This window comes from Streptomyces sp. NPDC058653, from assembly GCF_042716895.1.
Classification (GTDB): domain Bacteria; phylum Actinomycetota; class Actinomycetes; order Streptomycetales; family Streptomycetaceae; genus Streptomyces.
In genome coordinates, this window is sequence record NZ_JBHXRM010000001.1 from 365453 (window position 1) to 391145 (window position 25693).

15 protein-coding genes are annotated in these 25693 nt (G+C 71.6%); 6 read left to right on the forward strand and 9 right to left on the reverse strand.

The window, feature by feature from the left end; translation table 11 throughout:
* Window positions 1-12 precede the first annotated feature (12 nt).
* Together ACFWU9_RS01570 and ACFWU9_RS01575 are read left to right on the forward strand one after the other, a co-directional pair.
* Window positions 13-9240, forward strand: a complete 9228-nt coding sequence (locus ACFWU9_RS01570; protein ID WP_384313752.1) for an amino acid adenylation domain-containing protein — start codon at window positions 13-15, stop codon at window positions 9238-9240.
* Window positions 9237-9455 carry an MbtH family protein gene (locus ACFWU9_RS01575; protein WP_384313754.1) on the forward strand — a complete coding sequence of 73 codons (219 nt, stop codon included), beginning with the start codon at window positions 9237-9239 and terminating at the stop codon, window positions 9453-9455. The genes ACFWU9_RS01570 and ACFWU9_RS01575 overlap by 4 nt, the downstream gene beginning before the upstream one ends.
* A gap of 78 nt (window positions 9456-9533) precedes the next feature.
* Here ACFWU9_RS01575 and ACFWU9_RS01580 read toward each other — a convergent pair whose 3' ends face one another.
* The 8 genes from ACFWU9_RS01580 to ACFWU9_RS01615 form a co-directional block, all read right to left on the reverse strand.
* The gene (locus tag ACFWU9_RS01580) at window positions 9534-10385 is read right to left on the reverse strand and encodes a nuclear transport factor 2 family protein (protein ID WP_384313756.1); all 852 of its coding nucleotides are present in this window, start codon (window positions 10383-10385) and stop codon (window positions 9534-9536) included.
* Window positions 10382-11866: a phytoene desaturase family protein gene (locus ACFWU9_RS01585; RefSeq protein ID WP_384313758.1), complete on the reverse strand. Its 1485-nt coding sequence runs from the start codon at window positions 11864-11866 to the stop codon at window positions 10382-10384. Before ACFWU9_RS01585 ends, ACFWU9_RS01580 begins: the two co-directional genes overlap by 4 nt.
* Window positions 11863-13605 carry an ABC transporter ATP-binding protein gene (locus tag ACFWU9_RS01590; protein WP_384313760.1) on the reverse strand — a complete coding sequence of 581 codons (1743 nt, stop codon included), beginning with the start codon at window positions 13603-13605 and terminating at the stop codon, window positions 11863-11865. The genes ACFWU9_RS01585 and ACFWU9_RS01590 overlap by 4 nt, the downstream gene beginning before the upstream one ends.
* Window positions 13602-14360: a class I SAM-dependent methyltransferase gene (locus ACFWU9_RS01595; protein WP_384313762.1), complete on the reverse strand. Its 759-nt coding sequence runs from the start codon at window positions 14358-14360 to the stop codon at window positions 13602-13604. Before ACFWU9_RS01595 ends, ACFWU9_RS01590 begins: the two co-directional genes overlap by 4 nt.
* A gap of 46 nt (window positions 14361-14406) precedes the next feature.
* Complete coding sequence (locus ACFWU9_RS01600; protein WP_384313764.1) at window positions 14407-14985, reverse strand: hypothetical protein; 579 nt, start codon at window positions 14983-14985, stop codon at window positions 14407-14409.
* Window positions 14982-16673 carry an alpha/beta fold hydrolase gene (locus ACFWU9_RS01605; protein WP_384313766.1) on the reverse strand — a complete coding sequence of 564 codons (1692 nt, stop codon included), beginning with the start codon at window positions 16671-16673 and terminating at the stop codon, window positions 14982-14984. Before ACFWU9_RS01605 ends, ACFWU9_RS01600 begins: the two co-directional genes overlap by 4 nt.
* A gap of 386 nt (window positions 16674-17059) precedes the next feature.
* The gene (locus ACFWU9_RS01610; RefSeq protein ID WP_384313768.1) at window positions 17060-17251 is read right to left on the reverse strand and encodes a hypothetical protein; all 192 of its coding nucleotides are present in this window, start codon (window positions 17249-17251) and stop codon (window positions 17060-17062) included.
* A 29-nt stretch (window positions 17252-17280) separates the two neighbouring features.
* Window positions 17281-17472, reverse strand: coding sequence for a hypothetical protein (locus ACFWU9_RS01615; RefSeq protein WP_242574632.1), 192 nt, complete (start codon window positions 17470-17472; stop codon window positions 17281-17283).
* Window positions 17473-18128: 656 nt separating this feature from the next.
* Here ACFWU9_RS01615 and ACFWU9_RS01620 point away from each other — a divergent pair.
* The 3 genes from ACFWU9_RS01620 to ACFWU9_RS01630 all read left to right on the forward strand — a co-directional run bounded on the left by ACFWU9_RS01620 (window position 18129) and on the right by ACFWU9_RS01630 (window position 22259).
* The gene (locus tag ACFWU9_RS01620; protein ID WP_384313771.1) at window positions 18129-18665 is read left to right on the forward strand and encodes an ArsR/SmtB family transcription factor; all 537 of its coding nucleotides are present in this window, start codon (window positions 18129-18131) and stop codon (window positions 18663-18665) included.
* 263 nt (window positions 18666-18928) lie between these two features.
* Window positions 18929-19870, forward strand: coding sequence for an endo-beta-N-acetylglucosaminidase H (locus tag ACFWU9_RS01625; protein WP_384313773.1), 942 nt, complete (start codon window positions 18929-18931; stop codon window positions 19868-19870).
* Window positions 19871-20135: 265 nt separating this feature from the next.
* Complete coding sequence (locus tag ACFWU9_RS01630) at window positions 20136-22259, forward strand: SpoIIE family protein phosphatase (protein WP_384313775.1); 2124 nt, start codon at window positions 20136-20138, stop codon at window positions 22257-22259.
* A 25-nt stretch (window positions 22260-22284) separates the two neighbouring features.
* Here the strand turns inward: ACFWU9_RS01630 and ACFWU9_RS01635 are convergent, their stop codons facing one another.
* Complete coding sequence (locus ACFWU9_RS01635) at window positions 22285-24066, reverse strand: serine/threonine-protein kinase (RefSeq protein ID WP_384313777.1); 1782 nt, start codon at window positions 24064-24066, stop codon at window positions 22285-22287.
* 323 nt (window positions 24067-24389) lie between these two features.
* On the opposite strand from ACFWU9_RS01635, the gene ACFWU9_RS01640 reads away from it, so the two are divergent.
* Complete coding sequence (locus ACFWU9_RS01640) at window positions 24390-25613, forward strand: phosphatidylserine/phosphatidylglycerophosphate/cardiolipin synthase family protein (RefSeq protein WP_384313779.1); 1224 nt, start codon at window positions 24390-24392, stop codon at window positions 25611-25613.
* The last annotated feature ends 80 nt before the right edge of the window (window positions 25614-25693 follow it).

The window sequence follows — 25693 nt, forward strand, 5'->3', positions numbered from 1 at the left end:
CGGTCCGGTCCGGTGCCCCTGACCTCTGCCCAGCGCGGTATCTGGCTGGGCGACAGGCTCGGGGGCCCGGGGCGCTACCACGTGGGCCTGACCATCGACATCACGGGACCGCTGGACCCGGGCCTGTTCGAGGCGGCCTTCGCGGCGGCGGTCGCCGAGACCGCACCGCTGCGGGCCCGGTTCACGGTCGACGGCGACGGCGAACCGCGGCAGTGGGACGGGCCGTTGCCCCCGTACACGGTGACCCGGGTCGACCTGCGCGCCGCACCGACACCCGCCGTCGCCGCCATGGCGTGGATGCGGACGGACGTGGCGCGGTCCTTCGACCTCGCCGAAGGACCGCCGTTCCGGACCGCGCTGCTGCGCCTGGCCGACGACCGGTTCCACTGGTATCTCGCCTGCCACCATCTGGTGCTCGACGGACTCGGCAGCGCACTGCTGGCGCGCCGCGTCGGCAGGATCTACGCCGCGCTGGAGCGCGGGGAGCGGCCGGAGCCCGGCGCCCATCCGCCGGAGGCGCTCCTCACCGCCGAACGCGCCTACCGTGCCTCGTCCGAGGCCCCGGCGGACCGCGATTTCTGGAAGGCCCGGCTGGCCGGGGCGGTCCCGGTCGTTCACCCCGGCACGCCCGGCGGGCTGGCGGTACGCGGTGGCACCCGCCTCCCCGACACGGCTCTGGACGCGCTGCGCGCCACCGCCCGGCTGCTCGACGTGCGGTGGCCGGTGCTGGCGACGGCCGCCGGAGCGCTGCTCGCCCATGTCCGCGCCGGCGCGGGCGGCACCGGGGAGGTGGTGCTGGGTCTGCCCGTCACCGGACGCGACCGGGCGGCATCCCTGCTCGCCGCCGGAACCGCGTCGAACATCGTGCCGCTCCGCGTGCCGGTCGACCCGCGCCGGCCGGCTCGCGATCTGGTGCGCGCTGTCGCCGACGAGATGAACTCCGTGCTCCCGCACGGGCGATACCGGCACGAGGACCAGCTGCGCGACCTCGGACTCGCCGGTTCGGGCGGTTCGCTGTACGGCCTGGCGGTGAACGTCCTGCCGTTCAGTTACGGCCGTGACTTCGCCGGCCGCCCCGCGTCGATGCGCAACGTCGCCATCGGGCCGGTCCAGGACCTGTCCGTCACCGTCTACCCGGACGACCGGCGCGGCGGCCTGCGGATCGACGTGGACGCCGACCCCGGCCGGTACGGCCGCGCCGAGGCGGCGGCCGAGGCCCGCCGCTACGCCCGGCTGCTGCACCGGCTCGCCACCGATCCGGAGGGCACCCTCCACGACCCCGGCCAGCTGTCCGCCGCCGAACGCCGCCGCATCGCACCGAGACCGGGCGCCCGTCCGGCCCCCGCCCCGACGACGCTCCCGCGGCTTTTCGAGCGGGCCGCGTCCCGCTTCCCCGACGCCCCGGCGGTCCAGCACGGCGACACCGTCCTGCGTTACGGCGAACTCGACGCCCGCGCCAACCGTCTCGCCCGGGCCCTGCTCCGGCACGGGGCCGGACCGGGAAAGCTCGTCGCCGTACAACTCCCGCGCTCCGCCGACCTGGTGACCGCGCTCGTCGCCGTCGCCAAGTCGGGCGCCGCCGCCGTGCCCGTCGACCCGGACTGGCCGGCGACACGGATCCGGCTGATCCTCGCCGAGACCCGCCCGGTCCATGTGCTGACGCCCGGCCGGCTGACCGCCCTGCTCGCGGAGACCGACGACGACAGGCGCCTCACCGACGCCGAGCGCGGCGCCCCGCTGCTGCCCGCGCACCCCGCGTACATCATCCACACCTCAGGCTCGACCGGCCGCCCCAAGGGGGTCGTCGTGCCCCACGAAGGCCCCGTGGCACTCCTGACGGACACCGCGTCCCTCTTCGGTTTCGGTACGAGCGACGTATGGACCCTCTTCCACTCCTGCGCCTTCGACTTCTCCGTATGGGAGTTGTGGGGCGCGCTGACGCACGGCGGGCGCCTCGTCGTCGTCCCGCAGGACGTGGCCCGCTCGCCCAGAGCCTTCCTCGACCTCCTCGTCCGCGAGCGCGTCACCGTACTGAACCAGACCCCGTCGGCCTTCGCCGCGCTCGACCGCGCCGACGCCGAGGACCCGGCACGGGGCCGCGGACTCGCCCTGCGCTGGGTGATCCTCGGCGGCGACGCGCTGCTGCCGCGAACACTGCGTGACTGGTACCGGCGCCATGGGCCGGACACCTCCGCTCCCACGCTCGTCAACATGTACGGAATCACCGAGACCACCGTCCACGCCACCCGTCTCGACCTGACCGCCGGCCACACCGGACAGGGCGGGAGCCCGATCGGCACCGCGATCCCCGGAACCCGGCTCCATGTCCTGGACGACAGCCTGCGCCCCGTACCGCCCGGTGTCACAGGCGAGTTGTACGTCGGCGGCCCAGGTCTCGCCCACGGTTACCTCGGACGGCCGGGGCTGACCGCTCGGCGCTTCGTCGCGGACCCCTTCGGTCCGCCCGGCTCCCGCCTCTACCGGTCCGGCGATCTGGTCCGGTGGACGACGGACGGCACCCTGGAGTACCTGGGCCGGGCGGACGACCAGCTCAAGATCCGCGGCTACCGCGTCGAGCCCGCCGAGATCGAGGCGGCGCTCCTGGCCCTGGACGGGGTGGCCGCCGCGGCCGTCACCGCGCTCCCCGCCGCCGACGGGGAGCCACGCCTGACCGGCTATGTCGTCGCCCAACACCCCAACCCTGGAGGGGACTTCACGGACCGGTTGCGCCGCGAACTGCGCACGCGACTGCCCGCCCATCTCGTGCCCTCCCGTGTGACGCTCGTCGGCGCCCTGCCGACGACCCCCAACGGCAAACTCGACCGCACCGCGCTGCCCGCGGACGGTGAACCCGCTCCCGGCGAGGCCGGGGCCGACGACCAGGGCACCCCGGCGTTCGCCACGCCGCTCGAAGAGGACGTGGCCGGCCTCTTCTCCGAACTCCTCGGAGCCGCCCGGGTCCGCGCCGACGGCGACTTCTTCGACCTCGGCGGCGACAGCCTGCGCGCCACCCGGCTCGCCGCCCGTATCCGCGCCGCCCACCACGCCGACCTCGACGTCCGCGACATCTTCGACCACCCCACGGTCTCCGCCCTGGCCGCGCACGTGGCCCGGTGCGCCCCTGCCCGCACGGCGGCGGAGACACCGCCCGGCCGCCCCGACCGCATCCCGCTGTCCCACGGGCAACGCCGTCTGTGGTTCCTGCACCGCCACACCGGGGCGGACGTGACCTACAACGTGCCCCTGGCCGTGCGGCTGACCGGTTCACCGGACCGCGAAGCCCTCGCGGCGGCCCTCGGCGACGTGACCGACCGGCACGAGATCCTGCGTACCGTCATCGAGGAGGAGGACGGCCGGCCGCACCAGCGCGTCCTGCCACCGGAGGAGGGCCGCCCGCGCCTCGTCGAAACGGCCACCACCGCGGACGAACTCCCCGCCCTGCTGTCGCGGAGCGCCCGGCACGCCTTCCGGCTCGACCGTGAACTTCCCCTGAGGGCCGAGCTGTTCACCACCGAACCGGGCAAGACGCACACCCTGCTGCTCCTTCTGCACCACATCGCCTGCGACCACGCGTCCCTCGCCCCCTTCGCCGCCGATCTCGAGATCGCCTACGCGGCGCGACTGAACGGGGCCCCGCCCACCGGGCTGCCACCGCTGCCACGTCAGTACGCCGACTTCGCGCTCGCCCGCCACGAGGACTCCGGCACCGGGGGAGAGCCCTCCACCGACAGGGAGGGCGGACTCGCCCACTGGGCCCGCGCGTTGGACGGCCTTCCGTCCCGCATCGCCCTTCCCACCGACCACACCGCGCCGCCGACGGACGACGGAGCCACCGTCGCCTTCCACGTCCCCGCCGAGACGCACCGGCGCCTCGCCCGGCTCGCCACCGCCGAACGCGCGAGCATGTTCATGGTCGTGCACACCGCGCTCGCCGTCCTCCTCACCCGCCTCGGCGGCGGGACCGACATCCCGGTGGCCACCGCTGTCGCCGACCGGCCCGACCCCCGTCTCGACGCGCTCGTCGGCTTCTTCGTCAACACGCTCGTCCTGCGCACCGACACCTCGGGGGACCCCACCTTCCGGGATCTGCTCGGCCGCGTCCGCGAGGGCGACCTCGCCGCCCTCGCCCACCAGGACGTACCGTTCGAGCAGGTCGTGGAGGCGCTGGCCCCGCCCCGCCCCGAGACCGGTCCGCCCCTCTTCCAGGTGATGCTGGTGGTGACACCGCCACTCCCGGAACGGCTCCACCTGCCCGGTCTGCGCGCCGAGGTCACCACGGTCACCACCGGCACCGCCAAGTGCGACCTCGCCTTCAGCCTGTACGAGCACCGCGACGCACGGGGCGCGGGCCAGGGGCTGGAGGGCGTACTCGAATACCGCACCGGCCTGTTCACCCCGGGCACGGCCCGTGCGATCGGCGAACGCCTGGTCCGGCTGCTCACGCAAATGGCCGGCGACCCGGACACCCGCGTCGGCCGGGCCGACCTGCTCGCCCCGGCCGAACGCCACGAGGTGCTGCGCCGGTGGGGCGCGACACCGGCCAGGCCCTGCCCGGCCGTCGGGCCCGCCCGGGGTATCCCCGAGCGGATCGCCGAACACACCTGCCGCGCGCCGGACGCCGTGGCCCTTAGCTCGGACACCGAGAAGGTCACGTACGCGGAACTGCACGCCCGTTCGGACCGGTTGGCCGGCCATCTCACCGCCGCGGGCGTGGGCCCGGAGACCCGCGTGGCCGTCCTCATGGAACGGGGCGTCCTGTACGCCGTCACCGCGCTCGCCGTCCTCAAGAGCGGCGGCGTCTACGTACCGCTCGACAGCCGGGCGCCCCGGGCTCGGCAGACGCGTGTCATCGCCGAGGCCGGGGCGGCCGTGCTCGTCGTCGGTCCCGAACTACCGCCCGGGGAGCGGCCCCAGGGCGCGCCCGTGGTCCTCGACGCCGCCGACGCCCTGGCCGCGCCACCCCCACCCGGCGCCGCGCCGCCCGGAGCGCCCACCGATCCGCGCCGGCTGGCCTGCGTCATCTTCACCTCCGGCTCCACCGGAGCGCCCAAGGGCGTCGCCATCACCCACGAGGGCATCCTCGACCTCGCCGCCGACGCCTGCTACGAACCCACCACCGCCCGGCGCATGATCATGCACTCGCCGCACTCCTTCGACGCCTCCACGATGGAACTGTGGGTGCCCCTGCTCCGCGGCGGCGAGACCGTCATCGCCCCGCCGGGCGACCTGGACCTGCTGACCCTGCGGCGGCTGATCACCGAGACCCGTCCCACCAGCCTCTGGCTGACCGCCGGGCTCTTCCACCTGGTCGCGGAGGAGGACCCGGCCTGTCTCGGCACCCTGGACGTGGTGTGGACCGGCGGCGACGTCGTCTCGGCCCGCGCCGTCCGTGCGGTACGGCGCCACTGCCCGGACACCGGCATCGTCAACGGCTACGGCCCCGCCGAGATGACGACCTGCGCCACCTGGCACCAGGTCACCGCCGCCGACCTGGCCGACACCGGCGGCCGGCGGGGCATCCCGATCGGCCGCCCGCTCGACGGCGGCCGCAGCTATGTGCTGGACGCCGGGTTGCAGCCCGTCCCCGCCGGAGTGACGGGGGAGCTGTATCTCGCCGGCGCCGGTGTCGCCCGGGGCTATCTCGGCCGGCCCGCGGCGACGGCGGAGCGCTTCGTCGCCGACCCCTTCGGCCCGCCCGGCGCACGCATGTACCGCACCGGCGACCTGGCGCGCTGGCTGCCGGACGGCACCCTCACCTTCGGCGGACGGGCCGACGGGCAGGTCAAACTGCGGGGATTCCGCATCGAGACCGACGAGATCACGGCGGCGCTCGTCGCGCACGACAGCGTGGCGCAGGCAGTCGTCGTCATCCGCGAGGGCGGGCCGGGCGGGAAGCACCTGGCCGCCTATGTGGTGCCCGCCGAGGGGGCGACGGCCGAGCCGGAGACGCTCCGGGGCCATCTGGCCGGGACACTCCCCGACTACATGCTGCCCGCGGCCTGGGCGGTACTCGACACGATGCCGCTCACCCGCAACGGCAAGCTGGACCGTGCCGCCCTGCCCGAGCCCGACCTGGGGACCGACGCGCCCGCTCCGTCGCCCCCCGGAGCGCGGTCCGGCGCCGACACGAGGCACCCCCGCGGCGAACGGGAACGCGTACTGCGCGCCCTCTTCGCCCAGTTGCTCAGGAACCCGGCGATCGGCCTCCACGACGGCTTCTTCGACTCGGGCGGAGACAGCATCGTCGCCATCCAACTCGTCAGCCGCGCCTACGAGGCCGGCCTGAAGATCACCGTGAACGACGTCTTCCGCGCGCCCACCGTCGCCGGCCTCGCCGCCCGCGTCGAGGCGGCGGAATCCGCGGCGCGCCCCGCCACCGCCGACCCGGAGGACGGCGAGGGACCGGTGCCGCTCACCCCCATCGTCCACTGGTGGCGTGAACAGGCCGGAGACATCCGGGCGTTCAGCCAGCACATGGTGATCCGTACCCCGGCCGGGCTGTCCACGGACCGGCTCACCACCCTCCTGCGCACTCTCGTCGACCGGCACGCCGCACTGCGTATGCGCCTCTCCACGAGCGGGGACGCGTGGCGGCTCGACGTGGCGCCGGCCGGACAGTCCGGCGTGGCCGACCAGGTGCGCCGGGTCGCCGTCACCGGCGCCGACGGCCCGCTGCCCGAGCTGCTCGGGGACTCCCTGGCCGAGGCGCGCGGCCGTCTCGATCCCGCCGCCGGACGGCTGGTTGCGGCCGAGTTCCTCGACCGGGGCCCCGACCGGAGCGGCCGGCTGCTGCTCGTCATCCACCATCTGGCCGTCGACGGCGTCTCCTGGCGCGTCCTGCTGCCCGAACTGGCCGCGACGGACCGCGCCCTCGCCGCGGGGGAGCCACCCGAACCAGGCCTCCCGCCGGTGCAGTTCCCCGCCTGGGCGCGCCTCCTCGCGGAGCAGGGCGCGAACGGGGCCCGGCGCGCCGAACTCCCCTTGTGGACACGGATGGTGGGAGCCCCGGACCCGCCGCTCGCGGACCCGCCGCCGTCCGAAGAAGACGGCCCGCCCCGCGAGTTGGCCGTCACCCTGCCGCCCGGCCGGACCCTGCCCCTGCTCACCGAGGTCGGCGCGGCCTTCCACTGCGGTGTGGAGCCCGTACTGCTCACCGGACTGACGCTCGCGGTCGAGGAGTGGTGCCGTCGCCGGGGCCGGGTGCCCGGGCCGGACGGGCTGCTGGTGGACCTGGAGTCTCACGGCCGTCCCGACCTGCCCGGGACCGATCTGTCCAGGACCGTGGGATGGCTGACGGCTCTCCACCCGGTCAGGCTGCCGCGTACCGACTGCTCCTGGACCGACGTCTGGAGCGCCGGGCCCGCCCTCGGCCGCGCCCTCAAGCGGACCAAGGAGAGCCTGCGGGCCGTCCCGGACCGAGGCGTCGGATACGGGGTCCTGCGCCGGCTCGACCCCCTCGCCCGGCGTGAACTCGCCTCCGGGGCCTCTCCCCAGCTGGGGTTCAACTATCTGGGCCGACTCGCCACCACGCACGTTGCCGACTGGGGCGTCGCCGAGGAACAGGCCACCCCGCGCCCCCAGCCGGACGGAGCCGGCCGGCTGGGCGGGCATCTCCTGGACATCAACGCGCTGACGATCGACGGGGCCGACGGGCCCCGGCTCACCGCCTCGCTGACCTGGACGGACGGTCACCTCACCGAGGCCGAGGTCCGGACGCTCACCGAGCTGTGGTTCGCCGCCCTCGACTCCCTCGTCCTGCATACGAGAACCCGTGGCAGCGGCGGCCGAAGCCCCTCGGACCTGCCACTCGTCCGGGTCGACCAGCCGGAGATCGACCGGCTGGAGCGCTCGTACCCGAAGCTGGCGGACGTGCTCCCGCTGACCCCGCTCCAGGAGGGACTCCTCTTCCACGCCCTGTACGAGCCGAGCACCCCGGACGTCTACCAGGCGCAGTGCGCGGTCCGGCTGCACGGCGACCTGGATCCGGCCACCCTGCGTACCGCGGCGACGGCCCTGCTGACACGGCACCCCAATCTGGGCGCCGCCTTCGTCCACCAGGGCCTGCGCCACCCGGTCCAGGTCATTCCCGGCTCGCCCGCCCCAGGATGGCGGGAGATCGACCTCACGGGCATCGCGGAGAGGCGCCGCGACCGGGTCTTCGAGCGGCTGGCCCGCGCCGATCTGACCCGCCGCTTCGACGTCGACCGCCCACCGCTGATCCGCTTCACCCTCGTCCGCCAGGGCCCCGACGAGCACCGGCTCGTCCTGACCAACCACCATCTGATCATCGACGGCTGGTCGCTGCCCGTGCTCGTGGCGGAACTGCTCGACCTCTACGCCCACGGGGGCGACCCCGACGCGCTCGACCCCGTCACTCCCTACCGGGACCATCTGGCCCTGCTGGCGACCCGTGACAGGGCCGCCGCGCGCGAGGCGTGGCGGACCGCCCTCGCCGGCCTGGGTGAGGCCCCGCGGCTGACACGGCCCGTCCCCGGGAACGCCGAGCCCGCGACCACGCTCGGGGCGGCACTGACCGACACCACGACCAAGGCCCTGCGCGGCCTGGGAAGTGAGGGCATCACCCTCAACACCGTGGTCCAGCTGGCCTGGGGCATGCTGCTCGCCCGGCGCGTCGGCACCGGGGACGTGGTGTTCGGTACGACCGTCGCGGGCCGCCAGCCCGAGCTGCCCGGCATGGAGTCGATGATCGGCCTGTTCATCAACACCGTCCCGGTGCGGCTGGCCCTCGACCGTACGGAGACGGTGGGCGAGACCCTGCGCCGTCTGCGGGACGAGCAGACAGAGCTCCTGCCGCACCATCACATCGGGCTGAGCGAGATCCAACGCGCCCTGGGGCGACGGGAGTTGTTCGACACGCATGTGGTGGTCGAGAACTATCCGCTGGACCGGGTCGCCCTCGCGCGGCCGGTGTCGGGGCTTCGGGTGGGCGGCGTGGAGGGCCGCGACGCCACCCACTACCCGCTGACGCTGGTGGCGTTCGCCGCCGAGGAGACCCTGCAACTGCGCCTCGACCACCGCCCAGGCGCGCTGGCTCCCGGAACGGCCCCCGGCCTTCTCCATGAGCTGACGCGTCTCCTGGACGCGATCGCCGCACGGCCGGGGCAGCCGGTGGCAGACCTCCTCCGCACCGAGATCCCCGGCGAGTCCGACACCGACGACCGTGACCTGGACCTGGACCGAGACCGCCAACTGGACCGAGACCGAGAGGACACACCATGACCAACCCGTTCGACGACGAGAGTGGGATCTTTCTGGTGCTCGTCAACGACGAGGGCCAGCACTCCCTCTGGCCGCGCTTCGCCGACGTCCCGGACGGCTGGAACACCACCTTCGGCCCCGACAGCCGCGCCGCCTGCCTCGCTCACATCGAGGCCACCTGGACCGACCTGCGTCCCAAGAGCCTCATCGCGGCGACCGAGGGCCCGGCCGACTGAGAAGGGGGAGTCGTGGCGCCGGTGTGCCGGCGCCACGGACTCCCCCTTCGTCGCGGCCTCGGCGGGCCGCCGTACCCGTTACGCGGTGCCGTAGCCCGGGTCGAGTACGAAACGGACCTGCTTGACGCGCCCGTCGTCGGCGAACTCCCCGAAGCTGAGGATGTCCTGGCGCTTCGCCGGCTTCCCGTCCCGGCTCGTGGTGTACCGGGCGGCGAAGCGGTTGCCCTCGCGCAGCGTCCGGTGCACCTCCACCGGATAGCTGTGCCCGTGCTTCCGCCCTTCCTCAAGTGCCTTGAGGACGGCGGACCGTTGCATGAGCCTGCCCCCGACGTGGTGCTGCGCGTCCGGGGTGTGGAAGCGGTCGTGGGCCTCGGCCACCGGCACGCCCACGTCGTAGCCCGCCGTGTAGTAGGCCCGCAGATAGTGGGCGGGGTCCTGGGCGGGTGTGGGCTCGGCACCGGCCTCGGGCGGGGCCGCGGGGGTGAGCCCCGGGGCGGGGCGGGCCCCGGCGTCGAACGGGTCCTCGTCACCGGGCCCGGACCAGCCGGGCCGGCTGGAGGAGAAGCCGGTGGTGCTCGCCACCCGGCCGTCCTCCGCCAGTTCGGCGAAGAGCGTCACATGGGTGGCGCTCTGCACCTTCCACAGCATGGGGGTGCCGATCGTGTACCGGGCGGCGGCGCCGCGCCCGTCCACGATCACCTCGTGGATGTACAGCTCGTACGGCGCGCCCAGGGACCGCCTGGAGCGGATGCCGCCCAGGATCCTCTTCTCGTCCAGCAGCCGTCCGTTGACCCGGTGCTCGCCGTCGGGCAGGTGGTAGCGCGTCCAGACGTCCTCGTACGGGTCGGTCCCGTCGAAAGCGTCGGCGTGGTACGCGCGCAGATAGCCGGCGAAGTCCTCGGCGGCGGTGGGGGGATGGCCAGTGCTCATGTTTCTCTCCTGATCTTCTCGGCGGCCCTGACTCCGCCGTGGGGCCCCAGACGAGGAACCGCGGTGATACCGAACTCGCGCCGGAGCGCGGCGAGTGCGGCGAGATGGCCGCACATGCCGTGCACGCTGGGTCCGGGGGGTGTGGAGGCGGAGCAGAGGTACACCCCGGGCAGCGGGGTGCGGTAGGGGTTCCACGCGGGCTTCGGCCGCAGCAGGGACTGCCGGAGGGTGAGGGCCCCCGCGCCGATGTCGCCACCGGGGTAGTTCGGGTTGTACGACTCGTAGTCGGCCGCCGCCACCCCGCGCGAGGCGAGGACGGTGTCGGCGAAGCCGGGTGCGTACCGTTCGACCCGCCGGGTGATCAGCGGCACCGGGTCCCTGGTGTCGCCGTTCGGCACATGGGCGTAGGCCCACACGGGACGGCGCTCCCCCGATGCCCGGCCGGGGTCGGTCACGGCCGGGTCGACCAGCAGCACGAAGGGTTCCTCGCTCCCCTCGCCGCGTACGGCCGCGTTCTCCGTGGCGATCGTCTCCGCACGGGTCCCGCCCAGATGTACGGTGCCGGCGAGCCCCATCTCGGGGTTGGCCCAGGGGATCGGTCCCTCGACCAGGAAGTCCGCCTTGGCGGCGCCGGGACCGTACCGGAAGCGGCTCATGGCGCGGCGGTAGCGCGCGGGTAACCGCTCACCGGCCAGCGTGAGCAGGCCGTGCGGCGTGGTGTCCAGCATGATCACACGGGCGTCGACCTCGGCGAGGTCGGTGATCCGGTGGCCGGTGTGGAGCACCCCGCCGTGCGCCCGGAGATCCTCGGCCATGACGTCCGCGATACGGCGGCTTCCGCCCCGGGGCAGCGGCCAGCCGGTCGCGTGCGCCAGATGCCCGAGCAGCATCGCGACGGCGGCGGTGGGCAGGCTCGGCAACCGGCCGACGCCGTGCGCCGCCACGCCGGTGATCAGGGCCCGACCCGCCTCCGTACGCAGGCCGTTGGTCCGCAGAAGCTGCCCGAGCACGCGTGTGCCGAGCCTGAGCGGGGCGACCACGTCGCGCGGCAGCGACCGCTGGCCCGACAGGAGGAGATCGGTGACGGCCGACGAGCGCGCGACGAGCGGTTCCATCAGACGGCGCCAGCTCTCCCCGTCCGGACCGAGGCGTTCGGCCGTCCGCGCGAGGTCGCGGTAGGCGAAGGCGGCCTCACCGCCGTCCAGCGGATGCGCGTAGGCGATGGGCGGCTGGAGCAGTTCGACGCCCCGGGCCGCGAGGTCGAACTCCCGGAAGAAGGACGAGGCGGCGGCCATCGGATGGACCGCCGCGCAGATGTCGTGCCAGACGTCGGAGTCGAACAGCGCCTCACCGCGCAGGCCGCCACCGACGGTGGCGGCCTGCTCGTGGACGTGCACGCTCAGCCCGGCGCGCGCCAGGGTGACGGCAGCGGCGAGCCCGTTCGGGCCGCTGCCGACCACGACCACGTCGACGCCCGTCATATGAGGGCGTCCTCGGCGCCGAACTGCTGGTGCGCGAGCCGTCGGTACACCTCGTCGGACTCGATGAGCTCCCGATGGGTGCCGGTCGCGCGTACGCGGCCCTCCTCCATCACGATGATGCGGTCCGCCCGCACGATGGTGGACAGCCGGTGCGCGATGGCGAGCACGGCGCACTCCCCGGCGGCTTCGAGCATCGCGTCACGGAGCGCTGCCTCGGTGTCGCTGTCCAGATGGGCGGTGACCTCGTCCAGCAGGATCACGTCCGGCCGCTGCAACAACGTCCGCGCGATAGCCAGCCGTTGGCGCTGCCCGCCGGACAGTCCGGCACCCCGCTCGCCGAGATCCGTGTCGAGGCCCCCCGGCAAGTCGCCGACGAAGCCGTCCAGGCTGGCGAGCCGCAGCGCGCGGGCGATCTCCTCGGCGTCGGCCGACGGATTGGCGTACGTGAGGTTCTCGCGGATCGTGCCCCGCATCATCGGGGCGTCCTGCTCGACGTAGCCGACCTGCGACCGCAACTCCTCCAGACGGAGACCGGCGATGTCACGGCCCGCGATCCGGATCCTTCCGCTGTCAGGAGAAAGGAACCTCTCGATCAGTTGGAACGTCGTCGTCTTGCCGGCACCGGAAGCACCGACGATAGCAGTAAGTCCCTTGCGCGGCAGGGAGAACGAGACCTCCCTGAGCACCGGCACATCCGCCTGGTAGGCGAAGCTGACGTTCTCGAACCGGACGGCGGACGCCGACGCCACGGCAGGCTCCTCGGCCTTCCGCACCGCGGGGATTCCGTCGTGTTCGTCCTCGTCCTCCTCCTGGGCGATGGCGCCCAGTTCCAGCACGCGCTGGATCGCCGCGCGCCCCTGCTGGGTCTGACCGATGGCCATGAAGAGCATCACCAGCGGCGACACCAGATAGAACAGATACATGACGAACGAGGTCAGATCGGCCGGCGGCATGGCACCGGTCGCGACCCGCGCCATGCCCCAGGAGATGACGACCGCCAGCGACAACTGCGTGCCGACGTTCATCGTCGGGGTGAGCAGGGCGCTGAACCCGGTGACCCGGATACCGCTGCGCCTGGCCTTCTCCGCCAGGCGCGCCAGCTCCTCGGTCTCCCGCTCCTCGGCGCGTGAGGCCTTCACGGTGGTGAGCGCGCCCAGGACCCTCTGGAGCCCCGACCCGAACGCGCCGACGTTCTCCCGGTTCTTCAGGGCCGCCACACGCACCTGGCGGGCCAGCAGCAGGGCGACGGTGCTGGCGAGACCGAGGCAGCCGATCGTGGCCAGCAGCAGCCGCCAGTCGAGCATGGCCATCAGAACGATGCCGCCGACCAGCATGAACACGGACGTGACCATCTGCGCCAGCGCCTGCGCGATGACGAGGCAGGCGATGGAGGTGTCGGAGACGGTGCGCGAGAAGACATCACCGTGTTCGAGGCGCGAGAAGTGCGGTATCTGGCTCCGCAGCAGTCTGCCGCCGAGAATCCGGCGGGCGTCGAAGACGATGCTCTCCCCGGCCCGGCCGATCACATAGGTGTGTCCCGCGCTCATCGCCGCGTCCGTGATGAAGAACAGGGCGATGAAGGTGATCGGCCAGACCACCGACTTGTCCAGCGAGACCGCCTCGATCAGCTGCCCCAGCATCCAGGGTTGCGCCAGCGTGGCCGCCGCACCGACCAGACCCATGCCGATGCCGAGGATCAGCAGGGCCTGGTGGCCGCGGACTATCTCCCGGAGGTTCATGCCGGCTTGGTGTACGACGCCACGAACAGGCCGGCCTCGGGGAGGTACTCGGTCCCGTGCCAGTCGCTGTGGTGGCCCTCGGGCACCAGACCGGCCTCCCGCGCGTACGCGTCCACCTCGTCGGGGACGAGCAGACGCGCGACCTCGGTGCCGATGCGGTGGGTGCCGTCCGACTCGAACCACACGGTGGACACCTGCCAGATGGTGTCCTCCATGAAGAGCGTGCCGTGCATCTGGAGACCCGTGTTCGGTTCCGGGTAGGGCGCGAAGATCGTCGTGCGCGACCGGCCCTCGTGCTGGGCGACGATGCCCGGCCGGTTGTGCGTCTCGACGAGCAACCGGCCGCCCGGCGCCAGGTGTTCGGCGGCCCGGGTGAGGGTCGCCCGCTGTTCGGCGGGGTCCAGGACGAGCGCCAGCGTGGAGCAGACGCAGTAGACCAGACCGTACTGACGGCCCCCGCTGTAGGTCCGGATGTCACCCAGTTCCGCGGTGACGTCGTCGCCTTCCTCGGCTTTCTTCTCCAGCGCCGCGAGCATTTCCGGTGAGGAATCGACGCCGGTGACCGGGCCGACGCGGCGCGACAGCGGCAAAGCGATCCGACCCGTGCCGACGCCGAGTTCCAGGGTGCCTCGTGCCGGGTCCGGGTGATGTCCCGCGAGTGCCTCGACGGTGGTCTGTGTCGCGGCATCGCTCGGGAAAATACGGTCGTACCAGTTTTCGAACTGTTTGCCGTAGCCTATGTCCGCGATGGTCATGGGCGCTCCAATCCTGTTCGGTGAACTCTTCGGCGGGGGCCCGGCGTCAGACGGCACCGAGGAATGTCGCCCCGGCCTGTCTCATCGGCAGATAGGTCGACACGTACAGGACTTCGGGGTCCTCGCTGTCGTCGTGTCCCGGGGCCCGCACCACCGAGAACTGGAATCCGCGGACGTCGGACGCGTCGGACGCGTCCCTGATCTGCTTCCTGATGAATTCGGTCAGCACCCGGAAGGGCGGCGAGTTCGTCGGGTCCTCGCCCTTCTGGATGCTCTTCAGGATGGCCGTGCAGATGTCGAACACGGCCTTCTCCCGGCGCCGGGAGGAGAACCAGAACGCCTGGATCATCTTGCGTTCCGTGATGAGGTCCAGCTCGACCCAGGCGGACGTCTGCCGGCTCTCGTCCAGAGTGCGGTAGAGATAGTGGAAGTCGTGCGTCGCGGGGTTGGGCGCGAAGAACTTCCAGTTCGGGACGAGCGAGAACACGTCCTTCTGCCGGGCGAGTTCGAAGGCCGGGTGCGGATGCTGGGCGGCCAGGGTCGTCACCAGCAGGGTCGCGCCGGCGATACGTGTCATCGAGCCCGGCCCGGTGAACGCGTCCTTGAGGAGTGAGGTGGCGTTCATTCGGTGTCGCCCGCCTTCCCGGAGGAGGTCCTGCCGGATTTCTCCACGGCCGGCGCGGTACCGGGCGTGCAGTGCTGCCGTACGAAATCGACGAGGAGTTCCGTCGCGGTCCGGGTGTGGCGCGGGTCGGTGAGAATCGTGTCGTGCCCGCCGCGCTCGATCACGACGACCTCGCCGTGCCGACCGCCGGCCTCGTGGGAGCGGGCGATGTCGTGGTACATCAGCAACTGCTCGGGATCGGTGTCCACCGTCAGCTGCGCGGCCACGACCAGACCCGGGACCGGCAGCGGCTCCAGGGTTCCGGTGTAGTTCTCCAGCTCCTCGCGTACGACCTCCCACTCCTGGGCGGCGGCCTCCCACAGCCGTGAGTCGGCGTAGTGGGCGAAGACCTTCTTGCGGTAGGCGGCGGGCAGGTCGTTCACCCAGTCGGGGCGCCCGAGCAGCGCGCCGAAGCCCAGCTTCGTCCAGAGGCTCATCAGCGACAGGGACTCGGTGAAGATCTCGCTGCCCTTGCGCTGCTTGGACGACCGTACGAGCTGCGCGGGGTGCGTGGGGTCGAGATAGACGACGCCCGCCACCCGGTCACCGAGCTGCCGGACGGCCCGGCGGTTCATCTCCGCGCCCAGGGAGTGCCCGACGAGCACCACCTTGCGGTCCTCCGGGAGCGCCCCGCGGATCAGGTCCTCCAGATCGTTGACGGACTCCTGCACGGTGTAGGGGGTGTCCCTGAGCCGCTTGCTCGGGCCGTAGCCCGCGCGGGAGTACGTCACCGAGGCGTAGCCCAGGTCGAAGGCCAGGCGCTCGACCATCCAGGCGAAGTGCTCGGTGGTCGAGGCGAGACCGTGGTTGAAGACGAGGACCGGACGGTCGGGGTGGTCCTGGCCGCCGGTGTCGTACGTCAGCACGTTGCCGTTCCGCGTGGTGACGGTGCGGGACGTCGGCCATCCGGCGACGGCGCGGGCGCGCCGCTGGGTCGCCATGACCCCCGCGGCGGTGACCCCGCCGGCCAGCAGCACCAGCGCGGTCTTGACCATCCTGTCGTCCCGGTCGGCGACCGCGGGGAACGACTTCGGCGCGGTCGTGTAGGCCACCATGGGATGCATCGCGGGGAAGGCGGTCATGAACCTGCCCAGACCCATGACGAAGGCGTTGGCGACATGGAAACTGCCCGCGGCTCCCAGCATCGGGCGCGTGAGCCGCCCGCCCGCCAGATAGACCACCGGGAAGAGGCACTCCATCGCCAGCACGCCGTGCTGTGTGATCTTGCTGGCCCGGGGATAGCGCTTCGTCAGACGGTACGCGCGCTCCCAGCCGTAGGTGCGGGTACGCATCACCCCCGGCAGCGCCGAGCCGTCGCGCCACATGGTCCCGGCCATCTTCGCCCAGCCCGATGCCGCGTAGGACATGTTGGCCTGGATGGCGAGATACCACATCAGGGCGTCCTTGACCTGCGGGCTGACCGGCAGCCTGGCCAGGCCGGTGACCGCCTGGACCTGGGTGGCGACCTGATCCGCGCCGTCCGTTCCGTAACGGTGCCTGGCCTGCAGCACCGTCGTCGTGACTCCCAGGTAGAGATTGCCCGCAGCTCGCCACTTGCCGTTGCCGGGTAACAGCATCCCGATGCTGCACGCGACTCGCGAGGCGTGAATGGCAAGGGTGGTCTTCCTGCCGCTCACGGCGTTGGTCATTTTCTGTATCGCCGGGACCCTGCTTTCCGGCGTCTTCTTCATTATCTCCCAGTCGTTGAGGCCGCCGGGCTCAAAATTCCGGCGCTGACTGAGGTATTCCAGAGAGGAAGACAGACTGGAAAGGGCCGCAAGACGTTCGGAGATTCCTATCGCGCGATCCCTGGTGACAGGTATCGGCGCGAACAGCGAAGCGGCAAGTTTTTTTGTCAGCTGCATACCTGGGGCTTCCTTTGTGCTGAATGGCCAGAAGGTACGATTGACGCACTGTCGGGCCGCGGTTCCGACGCGGCCCGACAGTGCTGCCTGCTCCGGAATCAGCTTCCGGAAGATGCGCTCAGGAGCCGGCAGAGCCCCTGAACTGCGTGAAGCTCGGCCCGACAGCGGTTCTAGTCGTTCGCCCCGGCCTCGTACGCCTGGACGCCGACCCAGGAGACACCGGCGCCACCGGCGAAGCCGATGCCGAAGGCGACCAGGCCGGGGGTGGCCTGGACGGGCGCCATGGCGACGACGTCGCCGTGGGACCCGTCGGTCAGGTGCTCCGGCGTGATGGCGGCAACGCTCTCAACGATCCTGCTCATTGCATTCCCTTTCGTTGTGATGGAACGGCTCAGCCGAAGACGCGGCCGGCGACGTAGGCACCGGCGACGACGGTGACGCCGGCGGCGGCGCCACCGACGTACCAGCAGGTCGCCACGGCGGCCGCGGGGGTCGCCAGGACGGGCTCCTGGGTGTCCTCCTTGTAACCCTGCTCCAGAACACCCAGCTTCTGGTCGTTCATGAATTCGGCGATGGTCGCCACGCTTTACTCCCTTATTTTCTGTGTTGCGCCGGCACCCGGGGGATCAGGGAATTACATGAATTCGCAACGAAAAGCCGCAGATTCGCACTGAGCTCTGGCTTGAATTTCCTGCCGGCCGTGCACACTGCGGCATATCGACCCCCGTCAGTCAGCGCTGATTAATTGCCTGACTTTGCGGGAGTCATAATAGAACGCATTGCCCCGGCTAGATCAAGGCTTTACTGATGTGACGCAGATCACACGATAAACGGGAGATGATCGGGTGGCGCATTCTTTCGAGGCTCTCCAATTCGCCGTGGCTCAAAAAAAAGATCGATGGATGGGCCATCAAGAAGGGCGTATCCGCTGGCTGTTCAGTGGGAATGCTTGATCTGGAACAATCAATTCCGGAAAGGCTGCGGCCGGAACCGGATGGAGTTTTCATCGCTATGAAAATCCTCGCTCGGGATATTGTCCGCAATCGGTCACGGCCCGAAAGGTCGGTTTTTTCGGAACGGGGGCAATGCGGAGATCTGCTCCGTCCCGCAGTGGTATTCGCCCTTCTGGGATCATTCGGGCGGGACGGGGCCCTGCCGGGAGGGGGCGCCGGCGCCGGGTTCGCGGGGCCGCTCCGGCGCGCACGGTGGCGGACGAACGTCCCCCGATAGGCTGACCGGATGACTGATGGTGCCCCGCCGTGGGAAGCGCTGGCCGGGCAGGTTGCCGAGCTCTCTCGGCGCCTCGCCGAACTCGAGGCGCGGGCGCAGGGCGCCCCGCCCGAGCCGCGGGCCGAGGAGGCCTCGACCGAGACGTACTGGGCACTGCCGAAACTCCGGGAGCGGCTGCAGGCCGTGGCCCGCGGGGGAGTGCTCTTCACCGGGTCCGTGGTCGGTCTGGACGGTGAACTCGTGGAGTGGGAGCGGTCCGAGGCCACGGAGTCGGTGCTGAACTCCGACTGGTCGGAGGCGGCCGAGGCGCTGGGAGCCCTGGGCCATCCCGTACGGCTCCGGCTGATCCAGGCCCTGGCCGAAGGGCGCACCGCCGTCACGGAGTTGATGGAACTGGACGGACTCGGCACGACCGGCCAGATCTACCACCATCTGCGCCAGCTCGTCTCCGCCGGCTGGCTGGAGACGACGGGCCGCGGCCGCTACCGGATCCCCCCGACCCGACTCGTCCCCCTGCTGATCGTGGTCACGGGGGCGCGCCGCTGACGGCCGGCTCCCACGGTCGGATGGACGAAGCCGACCGCGCGGCCACAGGAACCCCGACCGCCCCTCCCGAGTCGGTCGATCGGCGAGCCGAACGCGCCAACTTGCCCGTGTCAATGGCTGGTTGAGGTGGGGCGTGCGTGGAAGTCGTGAGGGTTCGCGCGGGATTCCGGGGAGATCGGAGCGAGAGCGGAAAACTCGGGGGGTTCACTCGGCGCTTTCGAACAGGCCGGGCGCCGACCCATGCGATGGGAGACCGATCAACGATGCTCACTCTGGTACGGAGACGAGTACGGACGGCGGCGCTCGCGCTCTCGGCCGTCGCGGCCCTCACCCTCGGCACAACCGCCACGACCGGCGCGGCGGCGGCCCCCGCCCCCGCCCCGGCACCCGCCCCCGCCCCCCTGAAGACGGGGCCGGCCTCGGTGGCGTACGTCGAGGTGAACAACCACAGCATGCTCAACGTCGGCAAGTACACGCTCGCCTCCGACGGTGACACCGTCTTCGACGTCGCCGTGATCTTCGCGGCGAACATCAACTACGACACGGGCACCAGGACGGCGTATCTGCACTTCAACGAGAACGTGCAGCGCGTTCTCGACAACGCCGCCACCCAGATCCGGCCGTTGCAGCAGAAGGGCATCAAGGTCGTCCTCTCGGTCCTCGGCAACCACCAGGGCGCGGGCTTCGCCAACTTCCCGAATCAGCAGGCGGCTTCGGCGTTCGCCAGGCAGATGTCGGACGCCGTGGCCAGATATGGCCTCGACGGCATCGACTTCGACGACGAATACGCCCAGTACGGCACCAACGGCACGGGCCAGCCCAACGACAGCTCCTTCGTGCACCTGGTGAGCGCGCTGCGCGCGAACATGCCGAACAAGATCATCAGCCTCTACAACATCGGACCCGCCGCCTCCCGGCTCTCCTACGGCGGCGTCAACATCTCGTCCATGTTCGACTACGCCTGGAACCCGTACTACGGCAGCTGGCAGGTGCCCGGCCTCTCCCTGCCGAAGTCGAAGCTGTCGCCCGCGGCCGTCGAGATCGGCCGGACCTCGCAGAGTACGGCCGCCAGCCTCGCCCGCCGCACGGTCAGCGAGGGGTACGGCGTCTATCTGACGTACAACCTCGACGGCTCGAACCGCAGCGCCGACGTCTCCGCCTTCACCAGGGAGCTGTACGGCAGTGCCGCCGTCTACACGCCCTAGGAGGACCGCGCGCCCCGGTGCGCGCCTTTAGTGGCAACGAGCGGTGTGGGCCGCGCCTTCGACAACGATGTCGGGGGCGCGGTCGCATGTCCCCCCGTCGTTACCGGCTCCCACCAGGGATGAAATGCACCGTTTCGTTGAAAAATGCCATGACTATACTATTCAAGGGTGATATACGCCTCGGGTCGTGCCTCTGGAGACCTGTACGGCGTCCCCCTCGCTCGGGTACGGCGCCCTCGTAACGAGGCGGAAGGCGGTGAGGCCTATGTCCGACAACGAAGGCGTCCTGCGGCACGAGGAGGCTGTTCGCGTCCTCGACAGGGAGGTGGAACGCATCGCCGACTCGGTCGGCGCGCACATAGTGGCGGGATATCTGGACGTGCCGCACGAGCAGCTCGTCCGTATGACGGTCGTGCGGGGCGTGTCCACGACGCTCGCCCGGTCCTGGTCGCGGGTGGCACGCGTGGCGAAGGTACCGGTGACGGAGGCGGTCCTTTCCGGGAGGCCGGTCTGGGTGGGCAGTCAGCAGGAGCTGGCCCACCGTTTTCCGCGTACCGCTCTCGCCTTTCCCTACCGCGTCGCCATGTACGTCGTGCCGTTGGTCGACGCGGGTGAGTCCTGGGGCGCCGTACTCCTGCTGTGGCCGGGCACCCACTCCTCGGAGCTCTCGGCCGCGGAGGTCGACGAGGTGGACGCCGCCTGCGGCCGCGCCGCGAAGGCCCTGCGCCGGGCCGCCGAGGCGGGAGAGCCGGTGCTGCCGCGGCCCGATCCGCTCGCGCTGGACCTGCCGCCGGGAAACCCCGAGGTCCGGGCCCGTGCCGTCGGCCGCCTTCCCGGCGGCGTCTGTGAGCTGGACCTGGAGGAGCGGCTGACGTTCGTGGACGCCCGGGCGGCCGAACTCCTCGATGTCGACGGCGCCGAGGTGCTGCACCGCAATCCCTTCGAGGTGATCCCCTGGCTGCGGGATCCCGCCTTCGAGAACGCCTACCTCGCGGCGGTCTTCAGCCGGCTCCCCTCCGATTTCCGGGTCCGCCATCCGAAGGGCCACTGGCTCTCGGTCACCATGTACGGCGACGACTCCGGCGTCACGGTCAGGGTGGAGCCCTTCGACTTTCCCGGCGACGGCAGCGGTTCCGAGGAGATCTCGGCCACGGACACCCCCGTCCACGCGGGCACCCTGTTCCACCTGATACATCTGGCGTCGGCGCTGGCCGAGGTGAAGACCGTCCGCGAGATCGCGGACTTCCTCAACGAGCAGATGATGCCCGTCCTCGGGGCCCAGGGGTTCGCGTTGCTCACCGCCGAGGAAGGACGCCTACGAGTCGTCGACTCCCGCGGCTTCCCGGCCGAGACGTCCGACTTCTTCGACGGCCTTCCCATGAGCTACCGCACCGAGGGCGTACGCGCCATAGAGACCGGGACCCCCGCGTTCCACTCCGACCTCGCCGTACTGCGCGAAACCTATCCGGGCGTCAAGTCGTACGGAGACGTGTCCGCCCTCGCCTATCTGCCGCTGACCGTCTCCGGCCGGACGCTCGGCGCGTGCGTCCTCGGGTACGACCGCGTCCAGCCGTTCGTCCCCAACGAACGTGCCGAACTCCTCTCCCTGGCCGGGCTGATCGCGCAGGCGCTGGAGCGGGCACGCTTGTACGACCTCCACGCCGGAACGGCCCGCGGCCTCCAGGCGGGCCTGCTGCCGAGCCATCTGCCGAGCCTCGCCGGCCTCAACACCGAGGCCCGCTACCGGCCCGCGATGAGCGCCATGGACGTCGGTGGCGACTTCTACGATCTGATCCGGCTCGACGACGCGACGGCCGCCGCCGTCGTCGGTGACGTGCAGGGCCACAGCGTCCAGGCGGCGGCACTGATGGGACAGGTACGGACCGCCGTGCACACCCACGCACAGGCCGGCGCGCCGCCCGGTGATGTCCTCGCGAGCACCAACCGCCTGCTGGAGGACCTCAACACGGAGCTGTTCGCCAGCTGTCTCTACGCCCATCTGGATCTGCGGCGCAACCGTGTCCTGCTGGCCTCCGCGGGCCATCTGCCACCGATCCTGCGACTGCCCGACGGCCGTACCGAGGTGCTGGACCTGCCGTCGGGACTGGTCCTCGGCGTCGAACCCGGCGCCTCGTTCACCACGACCGAGGTCGACCTGCCGCCGGGCAGCCTCCTGGTGCTCTACACCGACGGTCTCATCGAACGGTCCGGTACCGACCTGGTCGACTCGATCGACGATCTCGCCCGTCGGGTCGCCGGGATTCCGGCCGGGCCGTTGGGAACCCTCTGCGACCGGCTCATCACCGAGGCGGAGGCGACGGTGATCGAGGAGAAGAGCGACGACATCGCGCTCCTGCTGCTGGAGACGGGCCTTCCGGCACCCGCGTGACGGGAGTGGCCGAGCGCCTCCGGGCTCAGGCGTGGAAGCCGTTGCAGCTGATGGTCGTGAAGTCCGAGGGTCCGCCCTCGACGTGGTACAGCACCACGGTCCAGTCGCCCGGGTCGTCGCTCACCGGGATCGCGTCGACCGTCCCTTCCTCGAAGTGGGCCCGGAAGTCGTCGGGATAGCGGTACTTGACGGTTCCTCCCGACGACCACTTGGAGTAGAGGTCGACGGGCTCGGTGGTGAAGCCGATGCCCTTTCCGGCCGATTCGAGCGGGCGGCCGGTGGTGCGGTCGGTCTCGTGCGGAGGGCGTATCCCGACGGACACGTAGTACGGATCGGGACGCTTCCCCTTCCCGGCGGCCTGGGGGCGGAAGCTGACCGAGGCGGTGCCCGAGCCGGTGGTGTGCGAGACGGAGGACTGGAGGCCCGCCGGCGGCGGGGAGCCGGCGAGACTGGCCAGATCGCAGGTGCCGATGCCCTGGGAGGCCTGTGCCGGATCGTCGGACAGGGTCCAACGGTCCTGCGACACGCGGTCGTTGACGATGTGGTCCGGTGGCCCGTCCGCCGGGCCGTCCTCGGCGGCCGGACGGTCGGTGCCGGCCTCGGCGCTCGGCCCGGCGCCGGCCCCGGTGCTGGTCCCGGTGGTGGGAGCCGCGTCGGTGTCCTGGTCCTTGTCGCCCTGGTCGAGGATCAGCCAGAGAGCCAGGACCCCGGCGAGCGCCGTCGCGCAGATCGCGAGCAGGCCGCCCTTACGGCGTCCCGGTCCGGTGGCGGGCGGAGGCTGATGGTCGGGGGCGGCGTACGGGGTGGGCTCGGGGTCTCCCCAGCGCCAGGGGTCGGGCGAGGGCCGCGGGTCGGGAGCGGGTCCGGGTGCCGGATCGGGCGCGGCCTGGCGTAGGGGGTCGGGGTCGGGCGCAGGCGCCGGGTCGGGTGCCGGGTCGGGTACGGGGACCGGGACGGGGTCGGTGTCGCGGGCCACCGACCGGTAGTGCGCGTCCGCGGTCAACGGCGAGTCCACCGCGCATCCGGCGATCACCGTGGCCAACTCGGGCCGCTCCGCCGGGTCCTTGGCGACGCATCGCCGGATCAGCGCGGCCAGGTCGTCCCGTACGCCCGCCAGGTCGACCGACTCGTACACGGTCCGGAAGCTCACCGCCGACGCGTCCCCGCCGCCGAACGGGGGCCGCCCGGTCGCCGCGTGGGCGATCGTCGCCCCCAGCGCGAAGATGTCCGCCGCCGGGCTGACCTCATTACGGAGGAGCACCTCGGGAGCGGCGTACCCGGGCGTGCCCGGCGCCGTTCCGGTCTGGGTGAGGGCCGTCCAGTCGAGCCCACGGGCGATGCCGAAGTCGATCAGCTGCGGCCCCTGCGGCGCGAGGATGACGTTCTGCGGCTTCAGGTCCCGGTGGGTGACGCCGTGGTGGTGGACGGTGGCCAGCCCCTCGGCGAGTGCGGCGAGGAGCCGCAGCGCGCTGTCGGGCGGGAAGGGCCCGCTCGCGCGTACGGCTTCGCGCAGCGTGGGCCCGGGTACGTACTCGGTGGCCAGCCAGAACGGGGACGCGTCGAGGGACGCCTCGATCAACTGGGCGGTGTAGGGGCCGCGTACGGTCTCCATGGTCGCGGCTTCCCGCCGGAAGCGGGCGAGCGACTCGGGATGGTCGCTGATCTCGTCCCGGATCACCTTCACGGCCACCAGCCGGCCGCCGGGCGAGCGGCCGAGGTACACCTGTCCCATACCGCCCGCGCCGAGGCGGGCGAGAATCTGCCATACGCCTATGCGCGCGGGATCTTGGGGTCGCAGCTCATCCACCTGGAGGACTTTGCCACAGCCGGACATCGGGCGGGGGGCGAGGGACCGACAAGTGCCCGGCGCGCACGCCGCCTTGGGGCCCGAACGCGCGGAACGAACGCGCGCGGAACGAGTGTGTGTGGAGGGAGCCCGCATGGAAAGAGCTCGGACGGAAAAGAGTCCGGACGGAATGACGGAATGAGTTCCTGAGCACAGCGTGACCGGCCGGGCGCCGGGCACCCGGAATAGAGGGCACGTACACGAAGTGACCCTGTATTCGACCCGGAAGGAGTTTCCACCTTGTTCTCCCCCCTCTTCCGCCCGTCGCACAGATCGGCGGCCCGATGAGCGCGGTAACGACGACCACTGACGGGGCGGCCCCTGACGGGGCGACCGCGGAAGCGACGAGGGCCGACGCGAAGATCCGGCGCCTGAGGCGGCGGCTCGAACGGCTGATCGGCATCGCCATGACCGAGGGCAACGCGCTCGTCCCGCTCCGGAACGGCGACGAGATCTTCGCCTCGATGCTGGAGAGCATCCGCGGAGCCGAGCACACCGTCGACATGATGACGTTCGTCTACTGGCGCGGCGACATCGCGCGCGAGTTCGCGCGCGCCCTCGCCGACCGGGCGCGCGCCGGAGTGCGGGTGCGCCTGCTGCTCGACGGGTTCGGCAGCAGGCTGATCGAGAAGGACCAGCTGAGCGCGATGGAGCAGGCCGGTGTGCGGGTGGCGTGGTTCCGCAAGCCGCTGTATCTCTCGCCCCTGAAGCAGAATCACCGCTGCCACCGAAAGGTGCTCGTGGTGGACGAGAAAACGGCGTTCACCGGCGGTGTCGGCATCGCCGAGGAGTGGTGCGGCGACGCGCGCAACGAGAACGAGTGGCGCGACACGCACGTACGCGTCCAGGGCGCCGCCGTGGACGGGATCGCCGCCGCGTTCACACAGAACTGGGCGGAGTGCCACGAGGAGATGTTCGACGAGCGGGACCGGTTCGTCCAGCAGGAGGGATACGGCGACGCGGTCGTCCAGGTGGTACGCGGATCGGCGAGCTTCGGCTGGCAGGACATGCAGACCCTGTTCCGGGTCGTGCTGGAGTCGGCGGAGGAGCGCGTACGGCTGGCGACCGCCTACTTCGCCCCGGACCCCTACTTCGTGGAACTGCTGTGCGCGACCGCGCGGCGCGGGGTCTCCGTGGAGATCCTGCTGCCGGGCCCGCACACGGACAAACGGGTCTGTCTGCTGGCCGGTCAGCGGTACTACGAGGAACTGACGGCGTGCGGCGTGAAGATCTACCAGTACCAGCCGACGATGATGCACGCGAAGATCGTCACCGTCGACTCGGTGGGCTCGCTGATCGGGTCGACCAACGTCAACCGGCGGTCGCTGGACCACGACGAGGAGGTCATGCTCGCCGTACTCGACGAGACCTTCACGGCCACGCTGGACGCGCACTTCGACGAGGACCTGACGGTGAGTGAGCCGATCAGCCGGCGTCGCTGGAAGCGGCGTTCGCCGGCGCAGCGGGTCCGCGAGGCGGCCGTGCTCCCGATCCGCCGCTTCCTCTGACTCCGGCCGTCCGGCTCGCGCCGGTCCCACCGGCGGACATGGTGACGAGCCCGGGGTCCGTCTCCGAGGGAGACGGACCC